Source organism: Xenorhabdus szentirmaii DSM 16338 (assembly GCF_002632585.1).
GTDB classification, from domain to species: domain Bacteria; phylum Pseudomonadota; class Gammaproteobacteria; order Enterobacterales; family Enterobacteriaceae; genus Xenorhabdus; species Xenorhabdus szentirmaii.
This window is the reverse complement of record NZ_NIBV01000002.1, coordinates 570,897-584,068: the sequence shown is the minus strand read 5'-3', so window position 1 is coordinate 584,068 and position 13,172 is coordinate 570,897. Positions and strand designations below refer to the sequence as shown.

The 13,172-nt window shown below is 43.1% G+C and carries 9 protein-coding genes; 2 read left to right on the top strand and 7 right to left on the bottom strand.

The window, feature by feature from the left end; genetic code table 11:
- The 7 genes from Xsze_RS12400 to ansB all read right to left on the bottom strand — a co-directional run bounded on the left by Xsze_RS12400 (nt 1) and on the right by ansB (nt 10,077).
- Nucleotides 1–2,337, bottom strand: a complete 2,337-nt coding sequence (locus Xsze_RS12400) for a ComEC family protein (RefSeq protein WP_038237209.1) — start codon at nt 2,335–2,337, stop codon at nt 1–3.
- A 317-nt stretch (nt 2,338–2,654) separates the two neighbouring features.
- On the bottom strand, nt 2,655–2,945 hold the full coding sequence (ihfB, locus tag Xsze_RS12395) for an integration host factor subunit beta (protein ID WP_038237207.1): 291 nt from the start codon (nt 2,943–2,945) through the stop codon (nt 2,655–2,657).
- A gap of 75 nt (nt 2,946–3,020) precedes the next feature.
- Nucleotides 3,021–4,694: a 30S ribosomal protein S1 gene (rpsA, locus tag Xsze_RS12390; RefSeq protein WP_038237205.1), complete on the bottom strand. Its 1,674-nt coding sequence runs from the start codon at nt 4,692–4,694 to the stop codon at nt 3,021–3,023.
- A gap of 192 nt (nt 4,695–4,886) precedes the next feature.
- Entirely contained in the window at nt 4,887–5,573 is a 687-nt protein-coding gene (cmk, locus tag Xsze_RS12385; RefSeq protein WP_038237203.1) for a (d)CMP kinase, read from the bottom strand.
- 226 nt (nt 5,574–5,799) lie between these two features.
- Nucleotides 5,800–7,086 (bottom strand): 3-phosphoshikimate 1-carboxyvinyltransferase, encoded by a 1,287-nt coding sequence (gene aroA / locus Xsze_RS12380; protein WP_038237200.1) that lies wholly within the window; start codon nt 7,084–7,086, stop codon nt 5,800–5,802.
- Between the two features lie 93 nt (nt 7,087–7,179).
- Nucleotides 7,180–8,268, bottom strand: coding sequence for a 3-phosphoserine/phosphohydroxythreonine transaminase (gene serC, locus Xsze_RS12375; RefSeq protein ID WP_038237198.1), 1,089 nt, complete (start codon nt 8,266–8,268; stop codon nt 7,180–7,182).
- A gap of 765 nt (nt 8,269–9,033) precedes the next feature.
- The gene (gene ansB, locus Xsze_RS12370; RefSeq protein ID WP_038237196.1) at nt 9,034–10,077 is read right to left on the bottom strand and encodes an L-asparaginase 2; all 1,044 of its coding nucleotides are present in this window, start codon (nt 10,075–10,077) and stop codon (nt 9,034–9,036) included.
- 147 nt (nt 10,078–10,224) lie between these two features.
- Here ansB and ycaO point away from each other — a divergent pair, with 147 nt between their 5' ends.
- Together ycaO and focA are read left to right on the top strand one after the other, a co-directional pair.
- The gene (gene ycaO / locus Xsze_RS12365; RefSeq protein WP_038237195.1) at nt 10,225–11,988 is read left to right on the top strand and encodes a 30S ribosomal protein S12 methylthiotransferase accessory factor YcaO; all 1,764 of its coding nucleotides are present in this window, start codon (nt 10,225–10,227) and stop codon (nt 11,986–11,988) included.
- Between the two features lie 318 nt (nt 11,989–12,306).
- On the top strand, nt 12,307–13,164 hold the full coding sequence (focA, locus tag Xsze_RS12360; protein WP_038237193.1) for a formate transporter FocA: 858 nt from the start codon (nt 12,307–12,309) through the stop codon (nt 13,162–13,164).
- Nucleotides 13,165–13,172 lie beyond the last annotated feature (8 nt).

The following is a 13,172-nucleotide window of genomic DNA, read 5'->3' as shown; positions in this document are numbered from 1 at the left end:
CTACTCATGATCACCGCGAATACCAAACCACTGATGATACCACCGTGCCGCTATTTGTTGTCGATAACCTTCTAATTTAATGTGATCCGAATAAAAATCACCCGTTATTTGACCGGAAGCAGCGGTACTATTCCATTGAGATCCAGCACGTTTATAACGTTGTTTCACTTTCGCTGAAGGCAGTTTCCATGGACTATAGCGCGCAACAGATGTCAATGCATATTGAGGCATGACTTTGCGGATAAACGCATCTGTAGAAGAAGTATTACTCCCATGATGGGGAACTTGTAATATCGTTGCATTAAGATCTTCTTTTTCAATTCCCAATAAACGATATTCACCCTTCCTCTCTAAATCCCCCGTCAATAACAGACTATATCTGCCATCGTCAATGCGGATCACACAAGATTGATTATTGCCAACAATAGCGGTTTTTTCAGGTGGCCAAAGAACTTTAAAATGTAATCCCTGCCATGTCCACTGCTCACCACGAACACAGGGTAAATCGGAGTGATTAAGAAAAGAACTTCTGATTTGGATACCCGGATATTTTTCAATCAGGTATTCCGTTCCCCCTGTATGATCCAAATGATCATGGCTAAGAATTATCTGTTCTGGTATTAAGCGATGCCAACGCAAGTAAGGAACAATGACTTTTTCTGCCATGCTGCCAGTTTCCCAACGATGCCCTGTATCAAAAATAATCGCTTTCCCCTGCTTATCTATGACCACAGCTAAGCCATGCCCGACATCCAACATAGAAAAACGCCATTGACGGTCATGGGTGCGCATCAAATAACACAGCATAATCACGATTGACATCCCCAACAGCCATTTATAGGTCCTCCACCAGTTCAGGCGCCAAATGACAACACCAAACCAACCACAAAGGGTAACAATGACAGGATAATGTCCAGTCTCAAACCATGAATGAGTTAAAGCAGATAAGGGCGCCAACGCAATCAGAATAGTGTAGTCAACAAGCTGCCATAAAAATGGTTGGCCCACAGGAAGAAAACTACCCGCTAACCCCAGCATGATTAACGGCACAGATAAAAAAGAAATGATTGGCACAGCCCATAAATTGGCAACCAGCGAAGCAATGTTGATGCCTTGAAATAGCAGAAGTTGCAAAGGCAATAACATGAGCATCATTCCCAGTTGCATATGTAAGCCTCGCAGCCAAACCCAGCGCCAGCCCCGGCGAATGCCTTCAGACAAAGGTATCCAGTGAAACCAAAATAACAGCGCCATAACCGCAGTAAATGATAACCAGAAACTGTCAGAAAGTATTGCCAAGGGATCAAACAGTAAGATAAGGGCAGCACTCCACAAAGCCCATTGCCATGAAAAACAAAGTTTGCTGCTGAACCGCAGATAAACCCACAAAGTCAGCCCTAATATCGCCCGAATGGCCGGAATTCCCCAACCGGATAACCATCCATATAACATTGCGGTAAACCAGCCTGTAATGAGGGGAAAACGAAATCCCACCCATCTGGCAGGAAAGAAAAATTGTACTATTCTTCCAAATCCCCAACCGAATAAGCTGGCCATTGCAATATGTAACCCCGAAATTGCCATCAAATGCGCGATCCCCGTTTGTTGTAATAACAAACGAGTCAATTTATCCAGCCATACCCTTTCCCCAAAAGAGAGTGCCAAAATAATGCCAGCATGTTTTAGGGATTGGATCTCAGGAGACAATTTATTAATGAAGTCTTGTCGAAGACTGCAACGCCCATCAACCAACTTTGCCTGAATAATTTTACCATTCAACGGCTGGCGTATAGATAAAGCATATCGCTGGCTATCATAACTGCCATGATTTAATTGTGCATGAACCGGTCTGAGTTTCATTGTGACTTGCCATTTTTGTCCTGCACACAAACGTTCTTCCTGCACGTTCCATGAAACCGATGCATATAACGCAGGAAAAATATATTCCCCATGACTTTCAATAATCCGAATCCGATAACGCTCCTTTTTGTTATCTTCTTTCACTGTGTTTTCCAACGATATGCTATCAATCATAACCATTGCAGAATGGGACGTTTCGCTGAAATAAGTTATTTTCGTTAATATTTGATGGCCATGCCAGCACCCGAAAATAAATGCCAACAAACCCAATGATATTATCCGAATGACTTTATCAGGAAAAAATAATAACAAAAAAGAAATAAGAATCAGATAATGAAGGAATTTTTGGGATGGGAGTTCCACAAGAAATAATAAAGGAAAAATCCCCAAAATAATGGCTGATGCAGCTAAATTTAAACTGATAGCCTGAAACGGCTTTTGCCAAATAGTAAAGAAAAATAAAACAATTCGCTGCATCCGTGTATATCCCTGCCGTAAAAACTCCATCCATACAGAGATTATTTGAAAGTATACGCGATAACCAGTCAGAGAATGTTTATTTTGGAAATGCTTCGCAAATTAATTGCAGAAAATTGCAGAAAATTGCAGAAAATTGCAGAAAATAGATAAATACCCATGGAACATGATTAACTCAATACAATTAACTGATTACAATTGATCCAATAGGATTGACCAAAACAAGTACTCAATGCAACAAAACAGTTTCGATGGTGGCTTGAAACAAAAAACGGCACCCTAAGGTGCCGTTACTTTAATTAAGTAATAACTGTATCTTAGCTTTCGCCATAGATATTCACGCGATCACGTAATTCTTTACCAGGTTTAAAATGGGGAACGTATTTACCGTCCAATTCCACTTTATCACCTGTTTTAGGATTACGCCCCACACGCGGAGCCCGGTAGTGAAGAGAAAAACTGCCGAATCCACGAACCTCAATACGTTCGCCTGCGGCCAATGTTTCTGCCATATGATCAAGCATTTCTTTCACTGCATCTTCAACGGCTTTAGCCGGCATGTGAGATTGTTGCTCTGCAAGTCTTTCGATTAATTCAGACTTGGTCATTGTACCTCCCTAAACTACCGTATTCGGGTAATATCATCATGATAGAAAATATTACCCGCCGTTATTGACTTAGAATTACTCGCCTTTAGCTGCTTTGAAAGCTTCAGCCATTGCGTTGTTAGCGAAGTTTGTATCTTCTTGCTTGTTCACAGAAGCGATAGCGTCTTTTTCATCAGCTTCGTCTTTAGCGCGAACAGACAGGTTGATTACGCGGTTTTTGCGATCAACGCCAACATATTTAGCTTCAACTTCATCGCCAACGTTCAGAACTTGAGTTGCATCTTCAACGCGGTCACGAGAAGCTTCTGATGCACGCAGGTAACCTTCAACGCCGTCAGCTAATTCAACTGTAGCACCTTTTGCATCAACAGCAGTTACTTTACCAGTGACAATTACACCTTTCTTGTTTACAGACAGGTAATTGTTGAATGGATCTTCTGCCAGTTGTTTGACGCCCAGAGAGATACGCTCACGTTCTGCGTCAACTTGCAGAACTACAGCAGCGATTTCGTCGCCTTTCTTGTATTCACGAACTGCTTCTTCGCCTGCAACATTCCAGGAGATGTCAGACAGGTGAACCAGGCCGTCAATGCCGCCGTCCAGACCGATGAAGATACCGAAGTCAGTGATAGACTTGATTTTGCCTTCAACACGGTCGTTTTTGTTGTGAGTCTCAGCAAATTGCTGCCATGGGTTAGCTTTACACTGTTTCAGACCCAGGGAGATACGACGACGTTCTTCGTCGATATCCAGAACCATAACTTCCACAACGTCACCAACGTTAACAACTTTGGATGGGTGGATGTTTTTGTTGGTCCAATCCATTTCTGAAACGTGTACCAGACCTTCAACGCCTTCTTCGATTTCAACGAAGCAGCCGTAGTCAGTCAGGTTAGTCACGCGACCAGTCAGTTTAGTACTTTCTGGGTAACGCTTAGCGATTGCTACCCATGGATCTTCGCCCAGTTGTTTCAGACCCAGAGATACACGGGTACGCTCACGGTCGAATTTCAGTACTTTAACTGTGATTTCATCGCCCACATTGACGATTTCGCTTGGGTGTTTAACACGTTTCCAAGCCATATCAGTAATGTGCAGCAGGCCATCAACGCCGCCCAGATCAACGAATGCACCGTAGTCAGTCAGGTTCTTAACGATACCTTTAACTTCCATGCCTTCTTGCAGGTTTTCCAGCAGCTGATCACGCTCTGCACTGTTTTCAGATTCGATAACAGCACGACGGGAAACAACTACGTTGTTACGCTTCTGATCCAGCTTGATGACTTTGAACTCAAGCTCTTTGCCTTCAAGGTGAGCAGTGTCACGAACCGGACGAACGTCAACCAGTGAACCTGGCAGGAACGCACGGATACCGTTCAGTTCTACAGTGAAGCCGCCTTTTACTTTGCCATTGATAATACCAGTGACAGTTTCAGCTTCTTCGTATGCTTTCTCCAGCATCAGCCATGCTTCGTGACGTTTCGCTTTCTCACGGGACAGGATAGTTTCACCGAAACCATCTTCTACCGCGTCCAGAGCTACGTCGATTTCATCGCCAACTTGGATTTCCAGCTCGCCCTGAGCATTTTTGAATTGTTCTACAGGGATTGCAGATTCAGATTTCAGACCTGCGTCAACCAGTACAACGTCTTTATCGATAGCAACGACAACACCACGTACGATTGCACCTGGACGAGTTTCGATAGCCTGTAGGGATTCTTCAAAGAGTTGAGCAAAAGATTCTGTCATGTTAATAATCTTCAAGTGTTTTAATTAACGTCCATTTAGCATCCGGCCGAATGGGGTTGTTTTACATACCTCGCAACTCTCCTTGTTACAAGGTGTTTTGGTGTGCCAGCATATTTAGCTGCCCACACACCAGAATTCTGTATACATCTTCTTGATACACGACTGCAATAGTGTATTTACGAAAATTGTCAATTATGCTGGTATTTCCAGCGTATTTTTCGCATATGTCAGTGCTTTATCAATCACTTCTTCGATAGACATGCTCGTCGAGTCTAGGATCAATGCATCTTGCGCGGGCACTAATGGTGCGACAGTCCGGTTGCGATCACGGAAATCCCGTTCTTGTATTTCGGACAAAAGGTTTTCAAAGTTAACACTAAAACCATTATCCTGCAACTGTAACATACGCCTGCGCGCCCGCTCTTGTGCGCTGGCGTCAAGAAATATTTTCACGGGTGCATCAGGGAACACAACGGTCCCCATATCACGGCCATCCGCAATCAGCCCCGGGACGAGACGGAAAGCCCTTTGCCTGCGTAAAAGTGCTTCTCGGACACGCGGAAATGTTGCAGTCTGTGACGCTGTATTCCCGACAGTTTCAGTCCGAATTTCGTTACTGACATCTTCGCCTTCCAAAATGACCCGAAGTTTGCCATTTTCGGGCACAAAACGAACATCCAGATTTGCAGCCAGAGGAACCAGAGCGTCTTCAGACTGAATATCCACCTGATGATGAATAGCAGCCAGTGCCAGCACACGGTAAATAGCACCGGAATCAAGTAATTGCCAACCTAACGCCTCAGCCAATGCCTGACATAGTGTTCCCTTGCCGGCACCACTTGGCCCATCAACGGTTATTACTGGGGCTATCGCCGCCATCATTATCCTCCTTTTCGCATAACATTCGCATGAATGACGGGTCACTTATCGAATGCAGATAATTGCTCAATTAATGAGCAATAAAAGTCTACCTTATTATACGCACTCGGTAGATGAGCGAAACAGGCGCAGCATAATTATCTTAAATTTTCATGTTGAACCATTTTTTTCAACGCGAATATTTTCTTAATCACGTGTTTTGTTCGTGTTCTGTTCTATTTTATTCCTACTCAGCATACTGGCTGAGTTTTTCAAACTGATTAAAGTAGTCCGGGAATGTTTTTGCTGTGCAACCCGGATCAAGTATAGTAACGGGAGTATCTGACAATGCGACCAACGAAAAGCACATGGCCACGCGGTGATCATTGTAGGTTTCAATTTCAGCATGATTTAGCTTTTCTGGCGGGGTCACACGAATATAATCATGCCCTTCTTCCACCCCGGCGCCGACTTTACGCAGTTCAGTTGCCATGGCATTGAGGCGGTCAGTTTCCTTTACCCGCCAGTTGTAAATATTGCGGATGACGGTTTCTCCCTGCGCAAACAATGCCGTTGTTGCTATGGTCATTGCTGCATCGGGAATGGCATTCATATCCATATCAACGCCTGTCAGTGTGCCTCGTTCACATTCAACAAAATCGTCTCCCCAGCGAATAATTGCGCCCATTCTCTCCAACACGTTGGCAAATTTGGTATCCCCTTGCAGGCTGTTTTTGCCAATACCGGTGACACGAACTGTGCCCCCTTTAATCGCCGCCGCAGCCAGAAAATAAGATGCCGATGAAGCGTCCCCTTCAACTAAATATTGCCCCGGAGATACGTATTGTTGCTGGCCTTTAATATGAAAAACCTGATAGTTTTCATTTTGTATCACGACACCAAAACTTTTCATCAGGGCCAACGTAATATCAATATAAGGTTTAGAAACCAAATCGCCCTGAATATGAATTTCTGTGTCATTTTCTGCCAATGGTGCGGCCATCAGCAAAGCGGTCAGGAATTGGCTGGAAACACTGCCATCAACGGTGACTTTGCCCCCGGAAAACCCTCCCCTGATGTGCAATGGCGGGTAATTTTCCTGTTCAAGATAATCAATTTCGGCTCCTCCTTGGCGCAACGCATCGACCAAGTGACCTATTGGGCGCTCCTTCATCCGAGGCTCCCCTGTCAGCACAACCTCGTTGTTTCCCAGGCATAACGCCGCTGCCAATGGTCGCATTGCCGTTCCAGCATTTCCCAGAAACAGCTCTAATCCACTTTTCCCTGTGATGTTTCCTCCCATGCCATCAACTTCACAGATAGTACGATCCGCAGATAAACGATAGGGAATATCTAATGCTGTCAGAGCATTAAGCATGTAACGGATGTCATCACTGTCCAACAAATTGGTTAAACGGGTAGTACCTTTGGCAAAAGCAGCGAGTAATAGGGCACGATTGGAAACACTTTTAGAGCCGGGCAGGTTGATAGTTCCATTAATACGTGAAATAGGTTGTAGCGTCAGGGATTGCATAAAGAGAGGAGTCTCCGGTTTTTAACATATTACTTTTTGAACCAAGTAAGAAACTGACTATCGGGAGATTTCATTCTCCCGATGATAAAAACATCAAGCGTTACGACGTTCGAAATCAGCCATAAATTCAACCAATGCTTTCACACCTTCATAAGGCATCGCATTATAGATAGAAGCACGGGCCCCCCCCGCAACTTTATGCCCTTTCAGCGCATGTAAGCCACGGGCATAGGCTTCTTCCAGAAACTTGCCATCCAATGCCGGATTAGCAAGCTGGAATGGAACATTCATGATAGAGCGATTCTGAGGAGCAACCTGATTGATATACAACTTGCTTTCATCAATGGCACGATAAAGGTGTTCTGCTTTCGCATGATTACGTTTGCTGATTTCTTGTAATCCGCCCTGCTCTTTCAGCCATTTAAATACCATACCGGACAGATACCATGCAAATGTCGGTGGTGTATTGTACATAGAATCATATTGAGCCTGCACAGTGTAATCCAGTATGGATGGCGTGTGTTTATGTGCTTTGCCCAATAGGTCTTCACGGATAATGACAACTGTAATTCCCGCTGGCCCAATGTTTTTTTGTGCCCCTGCATAAATAACACCATAACGGCTGACATCAATTGGGGCGGAAAGAATTGTTGAAGAATAATCGGCAATGACGATTTTATCGTCGCCAAAATCAGGCTCTTCGAAAATGCCGATACCTTCAATGGTTTCATTAGGACAGTAATGGACATAAGCGGCATCATTGTTCAACGCCCATTCACGCATCGGTTTTACACCTTTAATGCCATTGATTTCTGTCCTGATGTCAATGACATTTGGCGTACAATATTTTTCTGCTTCTTTCGCCGCACTTTCAGACCAATAACCGCTGACGATATAATCTGCGGTTGATTTATCTCCCAATAAGTTTTGCGGCAATGCCGAAAATTGACCACGGGCTCCACCGTGACAAAATAACACTTTATAATTTTCAGGTATGGACAATAAATCTCTTAGGTCTTTTTCTGCTTCAGCGGCAACGCCGACAAACTCTTTACTGCGATGGCTGATTTCCATCACCGACGTTCCCAAGCTATGCCAGTTACAAAGTTCCTGCTCTGCACGACGTAATACTTCTGCTGGCAACATCGCCGGACCAGCGCTGAAATTATATACCTGATTCATTAAGTTCACCCTATCAATGGATACAATAAAACCGGACGCATTGGTTTTATCACTCTCGCCCTGTCACTGCAATGGTTATTAAAAATTGTTGTTATCACCCGAATAACATCTTGTTCTTAAAGGCATCACAACCTGTATGTCAGGGTACCAATTGAATGTCACGATGATATTGATTCCGATTATTCGGGAACATTAAAAATATATTTATATTCTCACCTAAATAAAAATAAACTTTCCTCATAACTCATAGCATTAATTCATTATTAATATCATTAAGGTTAAGATTGTGACTGAAAATCACACAGCAATTATCTCTCGTTCTCAACATAAGGAGAAAAAATCAAAAACGTCAATTAATTTAGGTTTAATACAAAAATCTGCGGAGTATGCTGAATATCCAGTAATTACCGAGAATTATCTCAAAAAGCACACGCCCTGACTGCGCATTTATATAAAATGGGTGTGCAACATGAAACGCCAGCCACCATCTTATTGGATGGACGGAATTGAACATGTTCAGTTGAGATTGAAGCTAAAAATATTATACGTCTCGTTGTAAATCCAACTTATAGATAGTTTACTTCCTTCCGATATTCAGCCTCTGTCCCAACCACTTCAACCATTTGATAAAGGAAATGTGCTCTTAACTGGTGCAAAAACAGAAAGACGCATTCAACATATCTTTCTGTTTTTCTATATCAGAACAAAGTCATTATTATCTGAAATAAGTACTTAATATCGGAAACAAGTACTTAATATCAGAAATTAATACTTGCTGAACATTTCCTGAATTTTTGCTGTATCAGTAGTCTGGGTCAGAGCCAACTGCAAAAGAACACGGGCTTTCTGTGGGTTCAGACGTTCTGATGCTACAAAACCATATTTGCTGTCGTTAACTTCAGCATTCTGGGTCGTGTAGCCGAAAGGAATACGGCTGGAGCGAACAACGACAACACCCTCTTTTGCCGCTTTAGCCAACGTATCTAAAATAGATGTATAGATGTTACCATTGCCGACACCTGCACTGATAATGCCTTGGTAGCCGTTTTCAATAAACGCTTTTGCCGGCAGTTCAGACGCATTGGAGTAGTTATAGACAATGCCAACTTTTGGCAGTTTATCCAGTTTGCTAACATCAAACAGTGCTTTTTCAGCTTTTACTGGCGCATTAGCGTAATAATTTACTTTACCGTTGTGAACGAAGCCCTGTGCACCTGCATTCACAGCCTGAAATGCCTGAACTTCCGTTGTGCTCAGTTTGCCGATGTCGCGGCCGTGGATCACAGAATCATTCATTGCAAGCAGAACACCGCGGTTTGCAGAGTTTTTATCAGAAGCAACAACAACCGCATTGTACAGGTTCAGTGGGCCATCAGCACCCAGCGCGGTGGATGGACGCATTGCGCCAACCATAACGATAGGTTTTTTACATTCAGTAGTCAGATCAAGGAAGTAAGCCGTTTCTTCCATGGTATCGGTACCGTGGGTAATAACGAAACCATCGGTTTTATTACAGTCTGCATTGATTTTTTTTGCCAGAGTCAACCAAACTTGGTCATTCATATCCTGAGAACCAATGCTGACAACCTGCTCACCTTTCAGATCAGCAATATTTCTGATAGCCGGCACTGCATTTAACAGTGCATCCACACCTACTTTACCGGCAGTATAACTGGATTGAGTCGCCGATTCACCGCCACCAGCGATTGTTCCGCCTGTCGCTAGTACAGTAATATTTGGTAAAGCAAATGCGGAACCACTGATAAATGCCATAAAACCGGCCATTGCTGTTATTTTAGTCTTTTTCATTATTTAACCTCTTGTAAAAAAACTATTTTATTATGTAATCCAAAAATAAATAAACTCTAATTAACAATAATTTTTGGGAATTCATAGAGCTGATAAAAAAAACGCCGTATGATATACCGCCTTTAACATACATTGAAGTGAATAGCGATGACGCAGACTTATATCCCAGGCAAAGATGCCGCATTGGAAGACTCCATTAATCGTTTCCAGCACAAATTAAAATCACTTGGCTTTGATATTGAGGAAGCCTCCTGGCTGAATCCCGTTCCTCATGTTTGGTCAGTACATATCCGTGATCGCGACTGCCCCCTGTGTTTTACCAACGGTAAAGGAGCCAGTAAGAAAGCAGCATTGGCCTCTGCCTTGGGAGAGTATTTTGAACGTCTGTCAACAAACTATTTCTTTGCCGACTTTTATCTCGGCAATGCCATTGCCAATGGCGAGTTTGTTCATTACCCAAATGAAAAATGGTTTCCTCTGCCAGAGGATGATTCTTTGCCAGAAGGTATTCTGGATGAGCGCTTGCACCGCTTTTATAATCCGGACAATGCCCTCGGCGCCAGCCAATTAGTTGACCTGCAATCGGGCAATGAAGAGCGTGGGATCTGCGCCCTGCCATTCTCGCGCCAATCCGATAATCAGACTATTTATATTCCGATGAATATCATCGGAAACTTGTACGTTTCGAATGGCATGTCAGCCGGTAATACCATGAATGAAGCACGTGTTCAGGGGTTATCTGAAGTATTCGAACGCTATGTGAAAAACCGCATTATTGCAGAACTCATCAGCCTGCCTGAAATTCCACAGGAGATTATGGCCCGGTATCCCGGCGTCGTTGAGTCAGTTAATAAATTGCAGGAAGAAGGCTTCCCTCTTTATTGTTACGATGCATCACTCGGGGGGCAATTCCCGGTCATTTGCGTTGTATTGTTCAATCCGAATAACGGTACATGCTTTGCTTCTTTTGGCGCCCATCCTGATTTTGGCGTTGCTCTGGAACGTACTGTGACAGAACTTCTGCAAGGCCGCAGCCTGAAAGATCTGGATGTTTTCACACCACCAAGTTTCGATGATGAAGAAGTTTCCGAGCATACCAATCTGGAAACTCACTTTATTGATTCCAGCGGTGCAATCAGCTGGGATCTGTTCAAGCAAGATGCTGATTATGAGTTTGCTGACTGGAATTTCAGCGGAACAACGGAAGAAGAATTTGCCACTCTAATGAGGATCTTCAATACACTGGATGCCGAAGTTTATATTGCTGATTATGAACACCTTGGCGTTTATGCCTGCCGCATTTTGGTCCCGGGTATGTCAGATATTTATCCGATTGAAGATCTGCATATTGCTAATAACACCATGGGCACTCACCTGCGTGACACCATTCTGACCTTGCCGGAAAGCCAATGGCAACCGGAAGAATACCTTGCTTTCCTTGAACAATTGGATGATGAAGGGTTGGATGACTTCACCCGTGTTCGTGAATTATTGGGAATTGCAGCGGGTAAAGATAACGGTTGGAGTAATCTGCGTATCGGTGAATTGAAATCCATGCTGGCACTGGCCGGAAATGATCTGGAACAAGCCCTGATTTGGGTTGAATGGACACAGGATTTCAATGCGTCTGTTTTCACCTCTGAGCGGGCGAATTATTACCGCTGCCTGCAAACATTGCTGCTATTGACCCAGGAAGAAGATCGCAAACCTGAGCAATACTATCAGGCATTTGTCAAAATGTACGGTCAAGATACCGTTGATGCGGCTTCTGCGGCAATCGCCGGAGAGAATTGCTTCTACGGTTTATGGTCTGTTGATTCAGAATTGGAAGCATTGCCAGCACATCAGGCGTTATTGAACACCTATGAAAAATTGCAAAAAGCCAAGCGTGAATTCTGGGCCAATAAATAAATCATTAAATTAAAGTTCATTAAAAGTAAAATTCAGGTTAAACACCATTTATTTTAAAACAACAAATAAATGACAATTTAACCTGTTATTTTACTTTTTATATCTAAAATCCCCCAATTTCACATATAAAATATTTTTATAAATTTTAAAAAATATTTTTTCATTATAAATCAACATATTGAAATAGAAAAAACCGATTTAGGCCATAATCTGTTATCAAACTTTCGGTCTAATATGATCCATATCAAATTCCGGTCAATGTCCGTTTGTTACTATCATAGCGTGCTATAATTAATCAAGGATAAAGAGAGTGTTAGGATGAAAACTGACAACCCTTTTAATTTATTTTCACCTGCTGTAATGGCACAAATCGCTGATGATAGTGGTGTATATAAAGTCAATAAACATCCCGCAGTGACTTATTTATCAGCAATTATGGCGGGTGCATTTATCTCCATTGCTTTTGTTTTTTATATTACAGCGACAACAGGAACCTCTTCCATTCCTTATGGATTGGCAAAGTTAACAGGTGGGACCTGCTTTTCTCTGGGCTTAATGCTGGTGGTTGTATGTGGTGTTGACCTTTTCACTTCCACCGTGCTGACGATCATCTCAAAAGCCACCGGCCGCATTACTTGGCCACAAATGTTCAAAAACTGGATTAACGTTTATGTCGGCAATCTGATTGGCGCACTGTTTTTTGTCACTTTAATCTGGTACTCCGGCCAATCTGGCGTTGCCAATGGTGCATGGGGGATGAATGTCTTGCTGACAGCGGATCATAAAATGCACCATACCTTTATTGAGGCAGTGTGCCTGGGCATTTTAGCCAATCTGATGGTATGCCTTGCAGTCTGGATGAGTTATGCCGGACGCAGCTTGATCGATAAATTGTTCGCATTGATATTGCCGATTGGTATGTTTGTCGCCAGTGGCTTTGAGCATAGCATCGCTAACATGTTTTTAATTCCGCTCGGGATAGTCATTAAAAATTTCGCATCAGATGAATTCTGGGTAAAAGTCGGCATGACTCCCGAACAATTTCCACAACTGACCATTTCAAACTTTATTACCGATAATCTGATCCCTGTAACCATAGGCAATATTATTGGTGGCGCGGTATTGGTTGGATTGACTTATTGGTTCATTTATTTACGTGGCGGCAAAAAGCACTAACGTGCCAC